General features: G+C 45.8%; 14 protein-coding genes. 12 read left to right on the top strand and 2 right to left on the bottom strand.

Annotated elements, in window-relative coordinates:
* Positions 1-210: 210 nt before the first annotated feature.
* The 4 genes from Cabys_RS11390 (at position 211) to Cabys_RS11375 (ending at position 5,220) form a co-directional block, all read left to right on the top strand.
* Complete coding sequence (locus Cabys_RS11390) at positions 211-1,533, top strand: alkaline phosphatase family protein (protein ID WP_006930602.1); 1,323 nt, start codon at positions 211-213, stop codon at positions 1,531-1,533.
* A gap of 108 nt (positions 1,534-1,641) precedes the next feature.
* The gene (locus tag Cabys_RS11385) at positions 1,642-2,163 is read left to right on the top strand and encodes a UpxY family transcription antiterminator (protein ID WP_006930601.1); all 522 of its coding nucleotides are present in this window, start codon (positions 1,642-1,644) and stop codon (positions 2,161-2,163) included.
* Between the two features lie 143 nt (positions 2,164-2,306).
* Positions 2,307-4,085 (top strand): SLC13 family permease, encoded by a 1,779-nt coding sequence (locus Cabys_RS11380; RefSeq protein ID WP_006930600.1) that lies wholly within the window; start codon positions 2,307-2,309, stop codon positions 4,083-4,085.
* A 211-nt stretch (positions 4,086-4,296) separates the two neighbouring features.
* Positions 4,297-5,220 (top strand): hypothetical protein, encoded by a 924-nt coding sequence (locus tag Cabys_RS11375; RefSeq protein WP_006930599.1) that lies wholly within the window; start codon positions 4,297-4,299, stop codon positions 5,218-5,220.
* 341 nt (positions 5,221-5,561) lie between these two features.
* Here Cabys_RS11375 and Cabys_RS11370 read toward each other — a convergent pair whose 3' ends face one another.
* Entirely contained in the window at positions 5,562-6,791 is a 1,230-nt protein-coding gene (locus Cabys_RS11370) for a hypothetical protein (protein ID WP_150109316.1), read from the bottom strand.
* Between the two features lie 762 nt (positions 6,792-7,553).
* On the opposite strand from Cabys_RS11370, the gene Cabys_RS11365 reads away from it, so the two are divergent.
* The 8 genes from Cabys_RS11365 to nadB all read left to right on the top strand — a co-directional run bounded on the left by Cabys_RS11365 (position 7,554) and on the right by nadB (position 21,979).
* A complete protein-coding gene (locus Cabys_RS11365; protein ID WP_006930597.1) occupies positions 7,554-9,557 on the top strand; it encodes a cellulase family glycosylhydrolase in 2,004 nt (667 codons plus the stop codon).
* Entirely contained in the window at positions 9,554-9,730 is a 177-nt protein-coding gene (locus Cabys_RS20085) for a hypothetical protein (RefSeq protein ID WP_006930596.1), read from the top strand. The genes Cabys_RS11365 and Cabys_RS20085 overlap by 4 nt, the downstream gene beginning before the upstream one ends.
* 66 nt (positions 9,731-9,796) lie before the next feature.
* Positions 9,797-12,322, top strand: a complete 2,526-nt coding sequence (locus tag Cabys_RS20240) for a T9SS type A sorting domain-containing protein (RefSeq protein ID WP_006930595.1) — start codon at positions 9,797-9,799, stop codon at positions 12,320-12,322.
* Between the two features lie 403 nt (positions 12,323-12,725).
* Positions 12,726-15,200, top strand: coding sequence for a carboxylesterase family protein (locus tag Cabys_RS11355; protein ID WP_006930594.1), 2,475 nt, complete (start codon positions 12,726-12,728; stop codon positions 15,198-15,200).
* A 1,311-nt stretch (positions 15,201-16,511) separates the two neighbouring features.
* The gene (locus tag Cabys_RS11345) at positions 16,512-17,573 is read left to right on the top strand and encodes a glycosylasparaginase (protein ID WP_006930593.1); all 1,062 of its coding nucleotides are present in this window, start codon (positions 16,512-16,514) and stop codon (positions 17,571-17,573) included.
* Between the two features lie 854 nt (positions 17,574-18,427).
* Entirely contained in the window at positions 18,428-19,267 is an 840-nt protein-coding gene (gene nadC / locus Cabys_RS11335) for a carboxylating nicotinate-nucleotide diphosphorylase (protein WP_218921385.1), read from the top strand.
* A gap of 20 nt (positions 19,268-19,287) precedes the next feature.
* Complete coding sequence (gene nadA / locus Cabys_RS11330; protein WP_006930591.1) at positions 19,288-20,331, top strand: quinolinate synthase NadA; 1,044 nt, start codon at positions 19,288-19,290, stop codon at positions 20,329-20,331.
* Positions 20,332-20,410: 79 nt separating this feature from the next.
* Positions 20,411-21,979 carry an L-aspartate oxidase gene (gene nadB / locus Cabys_RS11325; protein ID WP_006930590.1) on the top strand — a complete coding sequence of 523 codons (1,569 nt, stop codon included), beginning with the start codon at positions 20,411-20,413 and terminating at the stop codon, positions 21,977-21,979.
* Between the two features lie 126 nt (positions 21,980-22,105).
* On the opposite strand, the gene Cabys_RS11320 is transcribed toward nadB, so the two are convergent.
* Entirely contained in the window at positions 22,106-23,383 is a 1,278-nt protein-coding gene (locus tag Cabys_RS11320; RefSeq protein WP_006930589.1) for a hypothetical protein, read from the bottom strand.
* Between the last annotated feature and the right edge of the window lie 255 nt (positions 23,384-23,638).

Genomic DNA, 23,638 nt, shown 5'->3' with positions numbered 1-23,638 from the left:
TTTCTTCCCCTCACCCCCTTTAATTCCCCCTCTCCCGAAATCGGGAGACGGGGAAAGGGGGTGAGGGCTATTGTAAACTTTTTCATATTATTTTAAAAATATACATTTGATATCGCTTTTGGGACAGCCTCTGTTTTTTTAATTCCTTTTATGTCGTATATTATTCTCTTTGTTACGCAGGAAAAATAAATCGCAGCGAGATTTGAAACCATGAACGAACGCAAGCAATTAGTAGTCATAGCCCTGGATGGCGTGCCTTTTAGTTTATTGAAAAAGATGGTCGCAGAGGGCAATATGCCTCATGTGGGAAAATTGCTAAAGGAATCTGCTCTTTTTAAAATAGACTCCGTCCATCCCCCCATTTCTTCGGTGGCCTGGGCCTCGTTCTGGACCGGAGCAAAACCGGCAGAACACGGAATCACCGGCTTTATTGAGCGAGATCCCGGTACGTTGGAGTGGTTTGTGCCCAATGCAAAACATTTAAAAAAGAAAACGCTGCTGCAGTTACTTTCGGAGGTGGGAAAACGCGTTTTTAGTTTAAATGTGCCCGTTACCTATCCCCCGACAAAAGTAAATGGAATCGTAGTGAGTGGCTTTTTAGGATCTGATCTGGCAAAGGGGACTTATCCACCGGCCATCGGCTCCTTTCTAAAAGCTAAGGGCTATCGGATTGATGCGGATGTGGAAGCGGGAAAGAAAGATCCGGATAAATTTTATCATCAACTAATCGAGATTATGGAAAAGCGTTTCGAGATGCTACGCTATTTTTACGAAAACGGGCCATGGGATTTTTTTATGGGACACATAATGGAGACCGACCGTCTGCATCATTTTTTCTGGAGGTATTACGAAGAAAGGGTGGAGCCTTATTCCGCTTATTTTTTTAATTTTTATCAAAAGTTGGATAGCCTTCTTGGTCAATTTTTTAAACAGTTGCCGGACGACGCCCCTTTACTATTGCTTTCGGATCACGGATTTACCAGGCTTAAATACGAAGTAAACCTGAATCGCTGGCTAATGGAAAACGGCTATCTTTATTTTAAACAGGCTCCCCCTCAAAACCTGAAAGATTTGCACGAATTTACCACCGCCTACAGTCTGTATCCCGGAAGAATCTATCTCAATTTAAAAGGCCGGGAAAAAACAGGCAAAGTTCAAGCGGGAATTGAATATGAAACCATTTGTAATGAACTCAGCGCAAAATTGATGCAGTTAAAAGATCCCAATGGAAAACCGGTTGTGCAAAAGGTTGTTCGCGGATACGAAGGATACGGGCTGCCCAAAACTTTGGACCATCAAATTTTTGTTGATCCGCTTCAATTTAAAAATATTCCGGATTTGCTAATACTGCCTGAAGAAGGATACGATTTTAAAGGCGTTTTGTGGGCAAAAAAGACATTTGAGCAAACGATGTTTAATGGCACGCATACCTATAACAACGCCTTTTTGTTGACGCGCAAAATAACCCCGAAAAACGGTGTGAAAGACATAACCGATGTATTTGGGCTGATAAAAAATTTTTTCGAGATTTGAGGCAGTTACCTTTAAAATTTCTCCTCATCTAATTTAGAAAAAATTGATTTGTTTGGAAATTGTTGTAAATTCTACAACCTTTAAATTAAGAATGAGGGAATCGCATAGATGGAACACTGGTACGCCATTTACACACGACCACGGCACGAGAAAAAAGTCTATGAAGGGCTTATCGAGAAGGAAATTACGGCGTATTTGCCCCTGATCAAACGCGTTCGGCAGTGGAAGGATCGCAAGAAAAAAGTGGACATGCCTCTTTTCAGCAGCTACCTGTTTGTCAGAATTGACTATAAAAATCGTTTTGATGTGCTGCAAACCAAAGGCGTGGTCAAAATAGTAAATTTTAACGGTGTGCCGGCCGTGATTCCTGACTGGCAGATAGAATCTTTAAAACAAATGCTTGAACATCCAGAAAAAATCCAGCTCGAAAATTACATAAAGCCGGGCGAACTTGTGGTCATTGAAGAGGGACCTTTCCGCGGCCTGAAGGGTATGGTAAAGAGTTTACGAGGTAAAACACGTCTGGTTGTGAGCATTGAAGGCATTATGCAAACGGTATCGGTTGAAATCGATAGCGATTATGTGAAAAAAGTGCGAGATCCTCAAGAGCCCGTCCGGGATGTTTATTAGCCGCTATTTAATTTCCCAGTTTTTTTTTGATAAAAATCAACAACTGATAATAAATTTTTAAGTATTTAATTTATTCAATAAATTTTGCACCAGAACAGAGTTGTAACAACGAATAAAAACGCTGAGCGGCGTTGGAGTAAAAAATGGATTTTCAATTCTGGTACACCTTAATTCTACTTATTTTGACGACCTATTTTTTAGTCAAAGAAATTTTTGAAACAGAATTGACGCTTCTTTCTTTTCTCTTTCTCTTAATCCTTGGCAAGGTAATAAATGTAAAAGAAGCCTTTGTCGGTTTTTCCAATGAAGGTATGCTGACCATTGGATTTTTGTTCATTGTAGCGGCTGGGTTGAGTAATTCTGGCTTAATGGGCCGGCTGCAGAATTTTTTGTTTGGCAAAAGTAATCATTCGGGCTATCGTAAAAAGTTGATGCGCATTTTGTTTCCTGTTACAACGGTCTCGGCTTTTATCAATAATACGCCTGTGGTTGCGCTGTTAATCCCTACCTTAAAAAGCTGGACAGAGCGCTCTAATTTATCGCCTTCCAAATTTTTTATTCCCCTGTCTTATGCCGCCATCCTCGGTGGGATGTGTACGTTGATCGGTACGAGCACCAACTTAATTATTTACGGTTTAATGGAAGAGAGCGGCATTAAAGGCATGGAAATGTTTGAAATTTCCAAAATCGGTGTGCCGGTGGCCATAAGCGGTTTATTGTTCATTGTTTTTGTGGTGAGCAGATTTTTGCCGGATCGTAAAGAAGCTTTGATTAAACTGGAAGAAAATACGCGTGAGTTTGTGGTCGCTTTAAAAGTTACGCCGGAGTATAAAGGCATTGGCAAAACCATTGAAGAAGCCGGGCTGCGACATCTGGCCGGCTTATTTCTGTTTCAGATCGAACGTAATGGCGAAATCATTGCTCCCGCCAGGCCAGATGAGGTCATAAGAGTCGGGGATCGGCTGTTTTTTACCGGCCTGCCCAAAACCATTCTTGAACTGCAAAAAACGCCCGGCTTAAAATTGATCGAGGACGCCGCATTAGATTTAAAACAGTACGACTCTTCGCAGATCCGCCCATTTGAAGTGGTGATTTCCAACAGTTCGCCTCTTATCGGACAAAACGTGCGCGAAAGTAACTTCCGTCAAAAATATGATGCGGTGATTATTGCCATTCATCGTAACGGCGAACGCATAAAAAAGAAAATCGGCGATATTGTTTTGAAATCGGGCGATACCTTGCTGTTGTTGGCCCATAAAAGTTTTTTGAAAAAGTATTATCATTCGCGTGATTTTTTACTGGTTTCGGAAAGCGTAAAGGTGCCTTCCAAACCGCTTAAAAACCAGATTATTGCCGTTGGAACGATTGCTCTGATGGTGACCATGTTTGTTTTACATTTGATGCCCATTGTTGTGGCGGCCGGGCTCTCCGTAATGATTCTTTTGTTAACGCGCACCATTTCGCTCGAAGAGGCCAGAGAGGCGGTTGATTTTCGCGTGCTGGTCATTATTGCAACAGCCTTTGGCATTGCCGCTGGAATTAAAAATTCGGGCGTGGCGCAGTTTTTTGCCCATTTTATTATCCTGGGGGGCAGCGCCTTTGGAATAATCGGCGTTCTGGCCGGAGTCTTTCTGGTTGCCAGCAGCTACACCAATATTATCACCAATAACGCCGCAGCAGCCCTTGTTTTCCCGATTGTGCTGGCCGTTACCACTGAAATGCAGGTCGATCCAAGGCCTTTTATTCTGACCCTGGCCATCGCCGTTTCTTCCAGCTTTGCCACGCCCATTAGTTACCAGACGAATATTATGGTGTATGGGCCGGGCGGCTATCGCTTTAAGGACTTTTTACGCGTGGGGCTGCCCATGCAGTTGTTTATTATGACCATCTCCGTTGCTTTAATTTATTTTTACTATTTTTAAATGGATGCGGTTGAAATTAATACCAGTTTCTATTTACATTTATCAAAGCTTAAAAATGCCGCAGGCGGTATCTCCTTGCCGGACATTGTCTGAATTTGGTAGGGGCATTGTTGTTAATGGAGCGTGGAAAAGTTTGATAGAAAACAGCCGGCGGTATTAATGACGGCTCACCCATTAAAAAGTGAGCGTATTGAATAGGGAGTTTGTGAAGATGCAGTTAAGTCTGTTTAGCGTGGAAAATCAGTCCAAAGAGCTGTACCGCCGTAATCTTTCTTCGTTTAATTTAAAACAGGCCTTACGCGAACTGGAGTTGTGGCATCGTACCGTGGACGCTCCGCAGGATATCCCTCAAAAAATGGAGGCCGTTCAATTTCTGGCAGAAGAGTTAAATAAGCAGAAAAATAACGAACTGCTTTTTTTAGCGCATTTGCGCCAGAATTATAAAAATATCAAAGAACTGCAGGCGTTAAAGGAAGACTTTCGCTTTTTGCAAAAAGGCCTGAATAAGGCGCTGGCCGAGAGGCTGAACGAACAGCATTATGATTTTATTCTGGATAATTTGCACCCGGCGGAGGTCTTTTTTCAGGAAGAAGAGTACAAGAGAACCATTGAAGCGGTTGAAAATTATGTTTTGCATTTCGGCGAACATGTTTTTTTGCGCCAGATTGAAGGAGCCGCCTATTTTAAGCTCGGAGAAAATACCAAAGGCCGGATGTTTTACACCCTGGCTTTATTTAATGATCCGCGATTGTGCCGCATTCCATATTTCGTCAATCGATTAATTAAAAATAAACTGCATTTTTTGCAAAATAAGTTTGATGAATGGAATCTCCTTGCTTTTCAATTAACCTTTGCCTTGTGGGAAGACGGCCAATTACATATTGATGAAAAGAACGAGGAATTTGAATCGTTTATTAAAAAGAAGGTGGAAGAAAAAGCAGGGATGATACTGGACGTGCAGGAAGCGTTTTTGCAGTTTTTGCACCTATTGTATCTGGCGGAGACGGAGCGATTGCGAATTTCCAGCCGTAATCCATCGGCGTATTTATTGGAGCTACAGGAAGAAATGCAAAACGTGCATTTTGATTGGTTTTTACGCTATGAAAACGCGCTCAAGAAATTTTATCCCATTTAAATCTCTGAATATTTCGCCGCTCTTTTTTTAAGCCCACGCCCTTAGTGGAATCTTTAAGATGCTGTCTCAAAAATTGAAATTTACAGTATTGTTTAATATGGCGCATTTTTTTATTTTAATTCCTATCTGTCTCGTCCTGTCATTTTAAATGAAGCGCCAGTTTGCGTCCGGAAAATTTGAAAGGAGTGAAGACCAGCCCAGGAAATCCTCTTGTTGTTTTAAGGAGGCTACTGGACGGTCTCTTATCCTTGTAATTTAAATAGAATGAAAGGCCAGTGTTCAACTACTCCAACTTCTGGGACAGCCCCAATGGCGATTTTAGAATGATATTACCACCGATTTTAACGGACGACCATGCTTGGCATCGGCAATTGCAGTTCCTTGAAAAGCTTGGCCTTTTGGATCATTAAGGTAAAACCTTTTAGCACTTCCTCTTTGGTAAAATTACAATGGCCATAGCGCCAGATGAACTCGTTGGTGTACATGATGCGTCCGTTTTCAGGGAAAACCTTTTCCCGGTAAAGGCGTTCGTGCCAGGCCGGAACAATCGGGTCGCCCACCGTGTGCATGGTCACAACCGGCCTGTTGAGGTCACCGGTGGTGTCGTACATGCGTTTTAAATTGGCCAGCGCTTCGGGATCGGCCTTAAAGCGCTGCACATTTTTGTTCAGGTACTGGTCGTCGCCGGAGCCGTGGTACTGACGATCCATGTTGTCGTATGGGTTGCCGCCCACGCGGGCCACCAGATCGTTGGTGGCAAACACATTGTACCACAAAACACCCAACACCGTTTGGGCCAAGGTCGCAGGATCGTTTGGATCAACCGGCGCTCTGGCGCAGCGGATGAGCTGCTGAACACGGTCGGGATAGGTTTGCATCAGGCTCAGGATTCTGGGCACATATTTGCTTTCCCAGTTGGCGATCAATTCATCCGGAATTTCCATCGGGCTGCCGGGTAAAACGCCAGGGAAAAAGTAATCGTACAATACGCGAAAATCGCCAACGTAATTGACCTGCCTCTGAAAATCGCCAATCGGGCCGCACAGGGCCAGACCGCCATCGTACAATTCTTTCATTTCCAACGATTTAATCGTTATTAATCCGCCTTCCGAACCGCCAATCAGGTAAACAAATTCCGGCTCTGGTAAAAGTTCTTCGAACTTAAATTCCAGTTCAACCAGATCGATAATCGCTTCCTGAACGACAAAACCGTTTTCTCGATAGCTGGTGGTGGCAAAGGCGTAGCCCATTTCGGTAACCAGATCGGGAACATACGTGCCATCTTCTAAAGTTAGCTGCGATTCGGGAATGGCCACCGGCTGGGTGGGATCCACATAACCGTGCGCAAAAATAACCAGCTTGTTGTTCCAGTTGTCGGGCATCCAGATCTTAAAAAGAGCGCCGCCCGGCAAAACTCCTTCGTAAACGGTGCTGCCCTCAATCGTTTGCAGAGTAACCTGCGGCGTGGATAGATCGTTATGGGACTCAAAAGGCAATTCTTTAGAACAGGAGAGTAAAATAAAGATTAAAAGAGAAAACATGGAAACGGAAACGCGAAGACTCCTCATCATGGCCCCCTGAATTAGATTTATTAAACTACATAATATTACAGTTTTTTCGATGCAATTTCAAAAATTAATTGCCTCAATGAGCGCCGGCGGTTTATTATCCTGATTGTGCTATTGAAGGACGAGGCGTATCGAAGCCACGATCACAAAAATTTTCACAGGCTAAACAGCGGCATCTTTAAAAAAAGTATTCCAGGGCAGCCAAGCCGCAACCAAAAACGAACCACAAAGAGCGCAAAGATTTTTTCACGCAAACCCTTCTGTTCAGCGTCAGCTGAAAAGGGAAAGCCAAGATCGAAAAGAAAAAATAGAACTATATCTCAACATGTAAGACGAAAACCAAGCAAATCGGCACAATTTACTTTTTAAAACAGAGCAAAAATTTTCGCACGCTAAGACTTTACGTTTTTTAAAGAAAGCATTTCAGGGCAGCCAAGCCGCAACCAAAAACGAACCACTAAGAGCGCAAAAAATCCGCAAAGTACGCCAGGCACTTGACAGCGTAACAAGTAACGCGTGACGGGTAACGAGTTACGTGTTAGGCATTCACGAAGTTTTTCGCACGCTAAGACGTCAGACCTTTCGGAGGAAGTATTTTAATGGCAGATTGGATTATCATTCTAATAATGTCGCTTATCGAAACAATAATCATTAACCTGAAAAAGACGGGCTTTGTGCCTGTTTTTATTCCCATTCTGTTTTGGCACTAAACTTGTAAAAATGATAGGTCTGTGGGGCTTTTATGTCAATAAAGGATAGCGTTGAATGGTTGGAATGCAGAGCAAAAAGATTGGCCTTCTTCTTGCGCTGGCGTTAATGGCGTCTGCTTTAGATCCGGCATTTGCTTTCATTAAAACAAAGAGCGGCATGTTCATTAACGCACAGGGGAAAGAAGTGTTTTTTAAAGGACTGGGGCTTGGCGGCTGGCTGGTTCCTGAGGGCTACATGCTTCACATGCCGGGTTTTGGCTCCCCTTCCTCCATCAACGCGCAAATTGAAGATGTGATTGGCGCAAGCAATGCCGATCAATTCTGGAAAAAATACCGCGCCAATTATGTAACCAGAGCAGATATTCAGTTAATCGCCTCCTGGGGATTCAATTTAATCCGTCTGCCTTTTAATTATCGCTTGCTTTCTCCGGAAGGTCAGCCGGGCGTCTATCTGGAAGAAGGTTTTGCGGTTATCGATTCACTGATCGAGTGGTGCCGGGCCCATCGTCTTTATGTGGTTCTGGATATGCATTGCGCGCCGGGCGGGCAAAACGCCGACAACATTAGCGATAGCGATGGTTTTGAGGCGCGCCTCTGGACCGAAACGGCTAATCAGGATCGAACGGTGGAAATCTGGCAAAAAATTGCCCAGCGTTACGCCAACGATACCACGGTGGTCGGCTACGACTTATTGAACGAACCGGTCCTGCCGCAAGGCTATCCAGCCACTGAACTACGCAGTTTGTACATGCGCATTACCTCGGCCATTCGTCAGGTGGATCCAAACCACATCGTTTTTATTGAAGGCAACTGGTATGGCACCGATTTTACTTCATTAACTCCGCCGTGGGACGCCAACCTGTCTTACAGCTTCCACAAGTACTGGAACGAAACCTCAGTAGCAACCATTCAAAGCTATTTGAATATCCGTAAAACCTATGGAACGCCTTTGTGGATGGGCGAGAGCGGTGAAAATTCTAACCACTGGTTTGCCAGCGTGGTGCAAATGCTGGAAGAAAATAAGGTAAGCTGGTGCTGGTGGACGCACAAAAAGTTCGAAACCATCACCAGCCCTTTTTCCGCTCGGCTGACGTCCGGTTTTCAATCGCTGGTCGATTACTGGAACGGCCAGGGGGCCAAACCGGATCAGACCTTTGCTTTTGGCGTTTTAATGCAAACCGCAGAGAATTTAAAATTTGAACAATGCGACTTTAGGCCGGATGTTTTGCAAGCGCTTTTTAATCCAGATTTTTTAACGCGGAGCAGCCCCTTTAAAAAACATGAAATTCCCGGAACGATTAATTGCGTCGATTTTGATTACGGCGGCAATGGCGTGGCTTACCACGATACGGACTATCAACGAACCAGATGGGACGTTTACACGCCATGGAACACAGGAGAGCAGTATCGCAACGACGGAGTGGATATTGAAGAGAGCCGGGATGATGGCGGCGCAAAATATAGCGTGGGCTGGATTGAATCTGGCGAATGGCTTAACTACACCATTCAGGTTAAAAGTAACGGGCTCTACGATGTGATCTTGCGCGTGGCCAGCCCTCAAAGCAGCGGTAAGGTGCAGTTGTTAATGGATGACCTTGCCCTTACAGACCCCATCTCGATTAATAAGACTGGCGGCTGGTACAACTGGGACACCATCACCATTAAAAATTTAGCCCTGCAAAGCGGCCAACGCCTGCTTACCTTAAAATTTTTAAACGGCGGTTTCAATATCAATCAGATGGAATTTATTAAGACGACCGACATCGAGGGCGAGGACAGAGTTCCGTTTAAATTTGAACTGGGGCAAAATTACCCCAATCCGTTTAACGGCGCCACGCGTATTCCGTTTTATGTGGGCCAAAAATCCACCGTAAGGCTGGATATTTTTGATCTGCGTGGGAGACTTGTTTTTTCAGATGTCATGGAGGGAAACGGAGCGGGTAGCTTTTTCTGGTCGGCAAGGGATTTGGAAAACCGTTCGGTAGGCTCGGGGATTTACCTTTATCGCGTTCAGGTCGGGCAAAATGAAAAGCAAAAAAAGATGGTGCTATTAAAATGAGCAGGAGAACGTTCAATGTTCAAATGACTTTATTTCTGTCTATCCTGTTTTTTCAGGAAAACATTCAAGTCGTCGGCGGGAGTGCAAAACGAGCCCGTTTGTTTGCCGAACAGTTACGGCGATCAACCCAAGGACAGGTAAGTGAACAGACAAGGAAAGGAGGAACAGAATAAATTGCGAAAGAAAAACAAAAAATCCACGTTAACGAATCATTTTAACCAACAAGAGGAGGACATTTTATGAAGCGTATTTTGCTATTAATTTTGATCGTTCCATTATGGTTGTTTGCTCAGGAGCAGGTATTATTTGATGATTTTGATGCCGCTCCGGCTGACACCAATTTCTGGGCCTGGTTCGATAACCATGGCGGTCAGCATTACCAGACAAACACGAATGCCGATTCGGCTTATGGCTGGATTCATTACGAGTATGTGAATGATATCGTCTATTCCGGCGCGGGCGCCTTAAAATTGGAATATTCCGCGCATAACACAGAATCGTGGGGCGGATACACCAAAGTGGAACACTGGAATCCGGATTCCAATGGAGTGTACAATTGGTCCAATTACGATTCCATCATGGTTTGGTATTACAACGCCGTTCCGCAAAGTTTACCGGGACGCGTGCATTTTCGTTTCAACTTACACGATGTTTCGGATGCTGCCAATGGAGCGGCCACCTACGATGTAACGGAGTGCGAATATTACTATTCCTTTCACCATATTCTTGACGATGAGCCTGGATGGCATGTGTTCAAGATGGCTCTGAAAGACGGACGCGATGATCCCAATTCTGACGAGTGGGGCGGACAGTCATTTAACCGTACCGGCTGGGCAGGCATTCAGGGCAATGATGTTCTGGATCTGGATCAGATTAAAGGTTTTTCTTTCGAGTTTTCCATTAGCGGAGGCGGTGAAGGCGATTACTCGCAGGGCACCGTTATTGTGGATCATATCGTGCTTTATTCCCCGGCCAAAAAGGCCTTTATCTTTTTTAATGGAAAATCGCTGGCCAATGCTTTAACCACTTTCACCTGGGGACAATCTTCCATGGAAGTGGTTGAAGGCGTAGCGCCTGAAGGTAAAAATGCCATCCAGTGGATTCCCGGAGACGAATGGGGCAACGGCTGGAGCGGCGCAGGCTGGAATATCGATCCGCCGTATGATATGTCTTTTATCTGGGTCACCGATTCCTTGAAGTTTAAAATGAAAGCCGAAGAAGGCACGGGAACGCTGCGTGTGCAGATTGAAGACGGCACGGCAAAACGCGGCATGATTTTTGACCCTGTGGCGGATAATCAATGGCACGAGTATGCCTTTAAATTGAGTGAATTTCCGTATCAGGATGGAACTTCTAATTTTGATTCTTCCCATGTTAGCACCTTACAGTTTATGACCAATGGCGTTTCATCTGCCGGTAAAACCATTTTAATTACGGATCTTTGGACAGGCAATCCGGAAATTGATGTCATTCCGCCTGCTGCGCCCACCGGGGTTACGGCCGTGCCGGCCGATTACTACAATCTGGTCATCTGGCAGGATGTGCCCGGCGAAAGTGAAGAATCTTACACCGTTTACGCCAGCGAACAACCGATTACCGATGTAACGGCGCCAGGCGTGGAAGTGGTTGCCGAAGCGGTACCGGAAGGAACGCAATCGGCCGCTCATTTTATTTATTACCCGTTAAAAGACAAACAGGTAACCAGATATTACGCCGTTACCTGTACGGACGCCTCTGGCAATGTTTCTGAGGCCGGCGTTTCCGGAGCCGTTGAAAATATGGCGAAGGGGATTCCCACCATTTCGTTAACGCCTCCGGCTAATTTTGCCGCTGACGGCGATTTGAGTGAATGGGATCCCAATGCCATCATGCCCTTTGAGTTAAAGCCTTCCGTAAGCCATGTGGCGGGCGGTACCTTTGACAACGACGACGATTTAACCGCTACCTGCTATTTAGCGGTGGATGATGAATATCTTTACATGGCTTTTGATGTTCTGGACGATATTTTCAGTTACGATCCTGCCGGTAATTTCTGGGAAGATGACGCCATCGAAGTTTACATTGGGCTTTACAATTTTACCACTCAGCACTATGGCTTTTTAAGAGGCGAAGAACCGGACTATAAGTTTGTCCTTTTAAAAGACGGTTTTCATAGTGAAACGAACGGCTTCGATCCGGCTATGTTCAGCAATCCTTCCGATAACTATAATTTTACCGATTTTGGAACTTCCGATTACGTCATTGAGGTGAAGATACCGCTTGATTCTTTGCCCACACGTAACGCCGCGGGAGATGCCCGTTTCCATCCTGTAAACGGTATGCGCATTCCGCTGGATCTGGTGATTCACGATTCCGATGCTCCAAACGTACGCGAGGGTATTCTTTCCTATTCTCAAAAAAATAACGACACCTCATGGCAGGGCGCTCAGTTCTGGAGCTACACCTGGGTGGGCGACACCGCCGGGATAGAAACCGCCATCGGCGATCATAACTCTGTGCTTTCCGACTTCCGCCTGGAACAGAATTTCCCGAATCCCTTTAACCCGACGACGACCATTACCTACGCTCTGGCCAAAAACGTTCAGGTGCAATTGACCGTTTACAATGTGCTGGGACAAAAAGTCGCCACCCTGGTTAATCAAAAGCAAAACGCCGGCACGCATCAGGTAACCTTTGACGCCCGCGATCTGTCTTCCGGCGTTTACATGTACCAGATTAAAGCAGGCGATTTTGTTCAGACAAGGAAGATGCTGTTAATAAAATAAGGCCATCTCTTAAAAACATCCCCTCAAAGCCGGCTCTGCGGAGTCGGCTTTTCTATTGCCCCCGGAGCGTCTCTCCCATCCTTTTATTCTGAACGGAGCGTAGCGGAGTGAAGTCCCTTCTGAAACAGGACGAAACGAAGGCCAGCCCGGGGAATCCCTTCGTTGTTTTACTGTCATTCTAATCCCGCAGCGCAGGATTGGAATGACAGGCCGGCGACCATTCAGCCATCCAACCATCCAACCATTCAACCAATCCGGCCATGGCGAGACAGATGTTTTGCAGGAAGTATTTTAAACGGCATTATTGAAGCTGGTTACGGTCAAAATAAGTAAAACAAAAATTGGTTTTATTTAAAAAAATGTTTATTTTCGCGAAAAAAATAACAAATTCTGAGGAGGAACGATGTACCGTTTTAAATTCTTCCTTTTAATCATACTCTTTTTTAATCCCTTTGTTTTTGCCCAACAAATTATTGATCAATATTTAATTCTGGAAATCCCGCACGCCGATCGCTGGAGTTTTGTGCAGGTAGATCCGCTGGAACAGGCGCTGGTCGATGGCAACTTCCAATTGCCGTTCCCCGGACAGCAAGTTAAATTCGGACAAAGAGGCAGGGCAGTCTGGCAAAAAATCACAATAGATAGCAGCGGATGGTATCGTCCCAAAGACAAACGCGCTTTTTACGCCTTCTTTACCATAAACGCAGAAAAAGAAAAAACAATTATTCTGGATGGGCGCGGCCATAATCTGGTGTATGTTAACGGTCAACCCAGAGTCGGAAATCCGTATCAAAGCCATGATCAAAACAGTCCGCACGGACCAGAGTTTGGTTTATCTGCTTTACCGGTACAGTTAAAGAAAGGGCAAAATACGTTTTTATTTAAGTGTTATCGCGGACGATTAAAAGTGGTCATTCACGCCCCTTCCGCAGACCTTGCCTTTAACGCCAATGATGTGACCCTGCCGGATTTGATTAGCGGGCAGCGTATGGATGCACCGGCCGCCGTGGTGGTGCTGAACAATACGGCCAGCCCCCTGAAGGATGTAACCATTTCCTCAGACAATCCGCTTATTCCGGAAACAAAAGTACCGATCATTCAGCCCTTTTCGGTGCGCAAGGTTCCCTTTTTCATTAAAGGTCGAGCGCCGCAAGAAAAAGGCGATCTGCCCGTTACGCTTTACCTGAATTGGAAAGGAAAGCGTGTGGCGCAGACTAAAATTAATTTAAGAGTGGTAGGTACAGAGGATGTTCAAAAACATACCTTTATCAGCCATATTGACGGCAGCGTTCAGTATTTTGCCATAAATCCGGCTCAGATGCATGATGGTTCTCCCCGGGCGTTGGTGCTTTCTGTACATGGCGCAGGCGTGGAAGCTTTGAACCAGGCCCGGGCCTACTTTCCTAAAAAATGGACACACATTGTAGCGGCTACCAATCGTCGCCCTTTTGGATACAATTGGGAAGACTGGGGGCGTCTGGATGCCCTGGAAGTCCTGAATACCGTAAAACAAAAATGGAATATTGACCCGGCGCGCATCTATTTAACCGGCCATTCTATGGGCGGCCACGGGACCTGGCAGCTTGGCGCGCACTATCCGGATCAATTTGGCGCGATTGGCCCCAGCGCCGGATGGATCAGTTATTTTACCTATGTAAAACCAGAATCCTCAGGCCAGACTGGCCCGGTTGAGAAAATGTTGCTGCGCGCCAATGCGCCCAGCAGAACACCCCTGTTAGCTGAAAATTATAAACAACTGGGCGTGTACATTATTCATGGCGACTCTGATCGTGTTGTTCCGGTTCAAGAATCGCGCAAAATGGTAGAAATTTTGAAGGAAATAGGGCACCGCGACTTTGTGTACCATGAAGAACCTGGCGCCAGACACTGGTGGGATCGTAGCGATGAGCCCGGCGCAGATTGCGTTGACTGGCCGCCATTATTTGATTTTTTTGCGCGGCACGCGCGTCCCACCCCGGAGCAGATCAGACAAATCCAGTTTGTTACGGCCAGCCCGGGTATTTCGGCTACCAACCGCTGGATTACCATTTATGCCCAGCAGCGAGCGTTTGAGTTCAGCAAAATAGACATTCAAGTCGATCCAGGCAATCGCAAATTACACGGTAAAACCCAGAATATCGCACGGCTGAAAATTGATTTAAGCCCATTAACTCCGGGACAACCTGTTACGGTTGAATTGGACGGACAGATTTTAAAAGATTTAACCTGGCCGGCAAAAGGCGCTCTCTTCTTTGAAAAGATTGATAATCGCTGGGTAAAGACAAGCGAATGGCCCAGGCAGGATAAAGGACCGCATCGTTACGGTGGCTTTAAAGACGCTTTCCGGAATCAGGTCTTATTTGTTGTGGGCAGCAAAGGATCAAAAGAAGAGAACGCCTGGGCTCTTGAAAAAGCCCGATATGATGCAGAAGTGTTCTGGTATCAGGGGAATGGTTCTGTGGATATTATTCTGGATCGGGAATTCGATCCCGAAAAATATCAAGACAGAAACGTCATTCTTTACGGCAACGCCCGGACAAATGGCGCCTGGAAAAAATTATTAAAAGATTGCCCCATCCAGGTTTTAGAAGGAAAAATTAAAATCGGCTCTGAAACGCTTAAGGGAAACGATCTTGCGGCTTTATTTATTTTTCCGCGCAGAGACAGCGATTTTGCTTTGGTGGGCGTGGTCGGCGGCACGGGAATTAAAGGCATGCGCGCCACCAATACGCAAAAATATCTTTACGCAGGCAACGGCTATCCGGATTTTATGGTGTTTCAATCCGCTATTTACAATTATGGACTTGCCGCCATCAAAGCGATCGGCTATTTTTCAAATCAATGGAAACTGGATAAAGCCAATATGGTGCGACAGTAGATAAAACCAACGCTTGAGACGATTTTCTTCGTAAGCCCTAATGCTTGTACGAGCGAGAAGCGTGATTGAAAGGCATCGTAACATGGTTGAACGGTCTCCTGCCTGGCGGGATGTGAGATCTTCTACTGATTGTGATTCTGGAAAAGGATGTAAAAATTGACTGGATAATTGAAAAATCCGGTAAGGATAACTGAAAATAGCCCGCCGTTTTAACGGTGGGAAAATCGTTCGGGCAGGAATGCAAAAAGAACCGTTTCAACGGTTTACAACAATGGACACAGAAGAAAAATCATTCATTGCTAAGGCGTTTTTCTTTCCATAGGGAAACCTTAACGTGGCGTGAAAAATCTCTTCCCACATTGCAAGGAAGGGATGTACCAGTAGATCGTCAACTTAAAATCCCGTAGGGATGGCTGAAAATAGCCCGCCGTTTCAACGGTGGGAAAATCGTTCGGGCAGGAATGCAAAGGAAACCGTTTCAACGGTTTACAACAATGTACACAGAAGAAAAATCATTCATTGCTAAGGCGCTCTTCTTTCCACAGGGAATCCGTAACGCGGCGTGAAAAATCTCTTCCCACGTAACAAGGAAGGGATGTACCAGTAGATCGTCAACTTAAAATCCCGTAGGGATGGCTGAAAATAGCCCGCCGTTTCAACGGTGGGATGATCGTTCGGGCAGGAATGCAAAAGGAACCGTTTCAACGGTTTTCAACTTATTCCGGCGTGAAAGAATACCGCCGCCGTCGGCCCAGGAAAAAAGTACAGAGCGTAAAAGTTGACTGGCCATTCCAGGCCCCGCCACAAAGAATATTTCGAGTAAAAAAAAATCAGCCGAGACCATGATGCTTAAAATTTGGACGCATATTTTTCAGAAAAGCTAAAATCTCCTTAAAGGTTAAATAAAATGCGTTATGATTGGTGTGCATCATTCACATAGCTTGTTGCCTTTGAGGAGTGACGAATGGTGAAACCGCCGATAGCGAAGGTCGGCGCTAACATTTATTTATGAAACAGATTTTTTTTGCATCGCTTTTAGGCGGTACTGACTTTATGGTTACGCTGAACAGGAATGTGTTGTTCATTCACAAAGAACGAGGTGCGGGTAAAAATCTCTGTTAGCATTGTTGCAAAACATTCCATTGTTTTGTATCTTGAAATTTTTGACAGCGCAGTATGCTTTAACATTTAAGTCAAAAGGCGGTGTTTTGACAAAGAGAAATAATCCATTGATTTTTACATAGACATTCTGGATAAGGGCGATATGTTTTTTGATCATAAATAATTTCATTAAAAGGGAGATCATACATCATGAAGCGTCGTTTATTTCTACAAAGTACTTTTTTAACGGCTTTAAGCGGAGCTGTTTTAAAAGGAAAATTTCTGCGAGCGGCCTCTTTTAATACAAACGCCCCGCGGGGGAAAGTAATCGCGGTATCCAGTAAAAATGGATTAAGAGCCACACAAAAGGCCGCAGAGATGATGCTTAACGGTTCGGATGCGCTGGATGCGGTTATTGCCGGCGTAAATATCGTAGAAGAGGACCCGGAAGACCATTCTGTTGGTTATGGCGGCTTGCCAAACGAAGAAGGCGTTGTTGAGCTGGATTCTTGCGTAATGCACGGCCCCACACACAACGCCGGAGCGGTAGCATCGCTGCGCAATATAAAAAACCCTTCTAAAGTAGCCCGGCTGGTTATGGAGCGTACCGATCACGTTTTGTTGGTTGGCGAGGGCGCCTTGAAATTTGCGCGCGCCCATGGTTTTAAAGAAGAAGAATTATTAACCGATGAAGCGCGGAAAATCTGGCTGTACTGGAAGGAAAGCCTGAGCGATAAAGACGACTGGTTCTTGCCCCCTCTGGAAGAAATTCCTGAAAAATATAAAAAATTGCTTGATATTACCGGCACCATTACCTGCCTGGGCCTGGATTTGAATGGAAACCTTTCGGGCGTCACTACCACCAGCGGGCTGGCGTTCAAAATACCGGGCAGAGTGGGCGACAGCCCGATCATTGGCGCTGGCTTATATGTCGATAATGAAGTAGGCGCTTGCGGCTCTACCGGTCGCGGTGAAGAAAACCTGAAGAATTTATCTTCGTATCAGGTGGTCGAGTACATGCGAGAAGGGTATTCTCCAGAAGAAGCCTGTAAAAAAGTACTAAAACGCGTTATTGATCACGCAAAACTTCCAAATCTGAAGAATAAAAAGGGCCTTCCGAGTTTCAGTTTAAAGCTATACGCAGTAAATAAAAAGGGCGAATTTGGCGCTGCTTCCATTTACGGGCCGACAGACTTTGCCGTGTTTGACGGAAAGGAAAATAAAAAATACGACTGCGCCTATTTCTACGAATGGAAAGATAAAAAAAACTAAGGCAGCACAGCCGCAACCGAAATCAAACGCAATGCGCGCAAAGTAATTTTCTCGCAGATTACGCCAATAATCGCAGAAAAAGATTAAACAAATTATTTCAAGCAACCAGAGAAGTCACAAAGGGCGCAATGAATGTTTTAAAATAAATTACCCTTGCTCGCTCGATCCTCACTCCCAGACAAAAGATCAGGAATGAACGTACTTGTAAGGGCGAAGGATTTCCAACCCTACTTTATCCAGAGTGCTATTTTTATATGACTAAAGATTAATGCTTACCATCGCTGAATTGTTCTTGGAAATCCTTCGCCCCTACGTAAACGGTGGTAGGAATTCACCACATTTGCAGAAACTTTTTGAAATGACAGACTAACTATTCAACCATTCAACTAATTAACTATTCAACCAATCCAGCAGCACAAAAATTTTCAAATCTCTCCCGGGCGGGTTAGGTCTTCCAGAGGAAGTATTCTCATGGTTTACAGTTTTTGATACTGATCGTTGAGGAGTAAACAGTGTAAGAGTTAAAGAGCGACCTGCCCCGATCTGTCATTCAGAACGGAGTACCGCAACTGCTGGACGGCGTGAAGGCCAGCCCAGGAAATGCCCTTCACGTTTGCTTGTCATTCTGAACGAAGCGTAAGCGGAGTGAAGAATCCCCTTGTTGTTTTGAATGGATTCTTCGCCCCGCCAGCGGCGGGATGAGAAATGACAGTCGCGGCCCATTTTCAAAAAAACGCCCATTTTCTCATGCAAAACGGTCGTTCATTCAACCATTTTCTCCCTTACTGCACACCTGAAAAATTCCTTTAATATTTTACTAATTTTTTGTTAAATTAGCTGAAACAAAAAATTGAATGGGAAAGAGATTTGAAATGAACGACTGGCACAACCTGGTTAAACTTGCCCTGGCGGAAGACATCGGCGACGGCGATGTCACGACCGACTGCACCATCACAGAAGACAAAGAAATTGTCGCACGTCTCTTAGCCAAGTCCGACGGTATTATTGCCGGGCTTGAGGTCTTTTTAGCCTGCTTTCAGGAACTTGATCCATCGATTCAGTTTAAATGGAATAAGTCGGACGGCGACGCCGTGCGCCCCGGCGAAAAAATTGCTCTGTTAAAAGGTAAGGCCAGAGCCATTTTGACCGCGGAGCGCACCGCTTTGAATTTTTTGCAGCGCATGTCTGGCATTGCCACTCTGACGCGTCAAATGGTAGAAGCTGTGAAAGGCACGCGCGCAAAAATCCTGGATACGCGCAAGACCGCGCCGGGCTTACGGTATTTTGACAAGTGGGCGGTGCGCATTGGCGGCGGTCAGAATCACCGCTTTGGGCTGTACGACATGGTTTTAATAAAAGATAACCATATTGTCGCCTGTGGGGGAATTCGTCAGGCCGTGGAGCGGGTACGGGTTTGCGACAAAAAACAGCGCCTCATCGAGGTTGAAGTTAAAAACCTTGATGAGCTGCGCGAAGCCATCGATTCTGGAGTGGACCGAATTTTATTGGACAACATGTCCCCGGAAACCATGAAACAGGCGGTTGGAATTTGTGGAGGCCGAATTCCCCTCGAGGCTTCAGGTAATGTGACCATTGAGACCGTTCGGCCTATTGCCGAAAGCGGAGTCGATTTTATTTCTGTGGGCGCGTTGACCCACTCTGTAAAAGCGCTGGATGTGAGTTTAATAGTCTAATTTTATTTTCAGGAGGAACCGTGAGCATCGATCGGATGTACGAAGAGCTCTATCAGAAATTGCATAAAATTATGCCAGAGGCGGAAATTCGTCTGAAAGCCGAACTGGCGGTGCAAATTAACCAATTAAAAAAAGAACGCAACGCCGTTATTCTGGGCCACAATTACATGGAACCGGCGCTGTTTCATTCCATACCCGATTTTAAAGGCGATTCGCTGGAACTGGCGCGTAAGGCGGCGGAAACCGATAAAGACATTATCGTCTTTTGCGGTGTGCGCTTTATGGCCGAAACCGCTAAAATTCTAAGTCCTGAAAAAACCGTGCTTTTGCCGGCAGAAAAAGCGGGCTGCTCATTGGCGGAAAGCATCACCGCAGATGATATTCGCCTTTTAAGAGAAAAATTTCCGGGCGTGCCGGTGGTTACCTATGTCAACACGTACGCAGAGGTTAAAGCCGAAAGCGACGTTTGCTGTACTTCTGGGAACGCTAAAGCAGTGGTGGAATCTCTAAACTCAGATACCGTGATTTTTTTGCCCGATGAATATCTGGCCGGAAACGTGGCCCGCGAAACCGGCAAACACATCATCTTTCCCACTAAAATGAAGGGTTGGCCGGAAATAAAACTCGATACCGATCTGGATTATCAAATTATTGGCTGGCACGGCAAATGCGAGGTGCACGAATTGTTCACCGTGGAAGACATCGAAAATGCGCGCAAACTTTATCCGGATGTGGTGGTGCTGGCCCATCCGGAATGCAGCCCGGAGGTGACGGCCAGAGCGGATTTTGCCGGCAGTACCTCGGCCATGATCAAATACGTTGAGCAACACGACGCGCCGCATTATCTGTTGTTAACTGAATGCTCCATGGGCGATAACATCATGGCCGCCCATCCAGAAAAGGAGATGCTGCGACTCTGTACGCATCGTTGCCCGCACATGGCAGAAATTACGCTGGAAGACACCCTGCAATCCTTAAAACAAACGCGCTATGTGATCGAAGTGCCCGAGGATATCAGAAAACGAGCCGAAAAAGCGGTGCGTCGGATGATTGAATTGTTTTGAACCCGTCGGGAGCATTAAGTATTTATTAACATAATTGATAAACTTTACGTAAACGACTAACATTCGGGCGGTACCAATCATGTCAAAAGAATATCGAACCGAAGTGCTGGTAATTGGCGCCGGAATTGCCGGGGGAATTGCGGCGATTCAACTGGCCAATGCCGGCGTGGAAGTTATTCTGGCGCGTCACGGCAGCAGCGAAAACGCCACCGCCACCTATTACGCGCAGGGCGGAATTATTTACAAAGGTGAAGATGACAGCCCGCAATTACTGGCCGAAGACATCATGCAGGCCGGGGCGGGGCATAGTTACCCGCCGGCCGTGCACAAGATCGCCAGCGAAGGCCCGACCCTGGTTGAGAAAATTTTGATTGAAGAACTGGGCATTGAATTTGATCGGCAGGCCGACGGTAAGTTTTCGCTGGTGCGCGAAGGCGGACATCGCATCGAGCGTATCATTCACGTGCGAGACTCCACGGGCAAATCCATTCAAAAAAAAATCAATCAGCTCATTAACAGCCACGCCAATATTACTCTGCTCGATAACCACACCGCCATCGATATTTTGACGCCGGCCCATCATTCGTTAAACCGGCTGGCCGTTTACGAGCCCAATCGTTGCGTGGGCGCCTATTTGTTTAATCAAAAAACGCAGCAGGTGGTCAAGGTACTGGCCAAAAAAACCGTTCTGGCCACGGGCGGTCTGGGGCAAATTTTTAAACGAACGACCAATCCGCCGGCCGCGCGCGGCGACGGCATCGCCATGGCGCATCGTGCCGGCGCGCGCATTGTAAATATGGAATTCATCCAGTTCCATCCCACCATTTTTTACCACGAATACAAACCAACGTTTTTAATTTCGGAAGCGGTGCGCGGCGCCGGAGCGCGATTGGTTGATGCAAACGGCAAGCCTTTTATGCAAAATTTTGCGCCTACCTGGAAAGACCTGGCCCCGCGCGACCTCGTGGCCTGCAGCATGCATAAGCAGATGCTTCAGGACGACATGTCGCACGTTTATCTGGACATGAAATCTTACATTCCTGCTGAGCGCATTAAAAGCGAATTTCCATTCATCTATCAAAAGTGTCTGGAATTTGGCGTCGATCCCACTACCGATTTAATTCCGGTGGTACCGGCGGCCCATTATGCCTGCGGAGGGATTCTGGTGGATGAGAACGGCAAGACCTCTGTAGAAAATTTGTACGCCGTGGGCGAAGTGGCCTGCACTGGCGTGCACGGCGCTAACCGTCTGGCCAGCACTTCTTTGCCGGAAGGTGTTGTATGGGCGCACAGCGCGGCGCAGCATATCCTCAAAAATATCTCCAAAGCCATCTTCCACCACGCAGAAAGTATTCGGGACTGGGAAGACATCGGTGAATTTGATCCGGATCCGGCTTTGATCAATCAGGACATGAGCTCTATTCGCAACATCATGTGGAACTATGTGGGATTGGTGCGCACAACCCATCGCTTACAACGCGCCCGACGCGATTTAAGAAATCTGGAAAATGAAATCGAACGGTTCTATCGCGTGAGTAAACTGAGCGATGAGCTGATCGGATTACGCAATGCGGTACGCACGGCCATTATCGTGGCCGACGCGGCCTGGATTAACCGCCGAAGCATGGGCTGCCACTACCGGGAATAGGCGTTATGCTGGATTTAGTAAGGCTTAGCATGGTAGCAATGTCTTAATGTGGCTTTTAGACATGATTAAAATCTTTGAGCTCTGAATACAAATACATATAGGCGCAAAACGTTTTCTAAAGCCTGTCTAATAGGCTCGCCATTGTTCGCTTTTGGTTGCCCCATACACGTAAATGGGCTCGCCCGGCGCCTGGCAATACAGATCGCCCGTTAAAGGCGAGTAAACGACATACCGAATTTGGTTTAACGTGGCGGCAAAGGAATAAAAGGCTCTTTCTGCTCCCATGGTAATAAAACGGATGTAGTTGGCATCGCCATAAATCAGGGTGTCGGTGTTGCCCATTTGAACAAAAGAAACGATGCTGTTGTAATGGCTTTCTCTAAGGTAATATTCTTCAATGTGTTTTGACTGCAGGTCAAGCACATTCAGGTATTTTCCGTTAATATTTCCTCGCAAAAATAGTAAAGCGCTGCCGTCGTAGTTTAATGCGGGCGAATGGTAGAAATCGCCCTCCGATCCGCTTTCCATGATCAGGCTGCCGTCCCGGGCGCTGAAAATACAGATTTTGCCATAGTGCATGGCGATTACCTCCTTGTCATCGTGTGTGAAGAGCACGTCGTAAACAATGCCGGTGTTGCTTTTCTGCCATAAAAGTCTGCCGTCCGGCTGGTACATGATCAGGTCAAAAGAGAACGATTTGCCAGTGTCCACCGAGGTGGCAATCATAATCCTGGAAAGATCAGAGGAGGAGGCCAGCGCGGCCACTTTATTTTTGGTCGCAAAGGTGAACAGAGTTTCGCCGTCTGGTAGATGTATGCCTTTAACGATTGAATCACTGGTGTAGATCATATTCTGCCCCAGCGCAGAAAACTCAAAATCTCCAATGTACGCGCTGTTTTCAGAAAACTCTTGAACAGGTTGTAGAGTTTGGTTGTCCCAGACCATTAAAAGATTTTCGCTACTGGCCGCAAACATTTTACCGGAACGGGATATCTTTAATTTTTGCGTAGTGGGAAAATCGATGGTCGTTTTTAATTGATGAAACAGATCATATTTAACGCGAACGTAATAAAAGTTCGATTCACCCCAGGAGTTGTACGCTTTTAGTCGATAGGTGTATTGTTTCGCAGGATCAACGGAATAATCGAAAAAATAGTTGTGCGTTACGCGTTCATCTAAAACAACGAAGGCGGTATCGCCGTCGGAACGCTCAATCTGAAAAAAGCTGTCTGCATATCTTCCGTACATTGGCGACCATTCCAGTTTTAAGGCGTGCTTGCCAATGGAAATGACGCGCAGGTAATCTGGCGTGGGATATATATCAGAAAAATCGTCGTCTTCATCCATCATCGGATATTGACAGCTAATCAGTGTAAAAAAAACAAGAAAAAGAATGCTGCGCATGACGTCATTCTCCGCTTTTAATGTCCTGGCATTTTCACAAAAAATACTTTATTGGATGATTTTTCTGTGCTTGATGAGAAGTTAACGTCCAGAAGAAAAAAAAGCGAATATTTTACGCCTGATAGGTCTCAAAATGAACGGTATCAAAAATCCCCTTAACCGACAGGCCTGTCAGATATTCAATCGCGGAAACATATCTTAAAATCTTAATCGAGCTTTTTAAGCTTATTGATGCACAAATCAATCTCCCAAACT

The organism is Caldithrix abyssi DSM 13497 (assembly GCF_001886815.1).
Classification (GTDB): domain Bacteria; phylum Calditrichota; class Calditrichia; order Calditrichales; family Calditrichaceae; genus Caldithrix; species Caldithrix abyssi.
The sequence above is the reverse complement of the archived record's forward strand: the minus strand, read 5'-3'. Positions and strand labels throughout refer to the sequence as shown.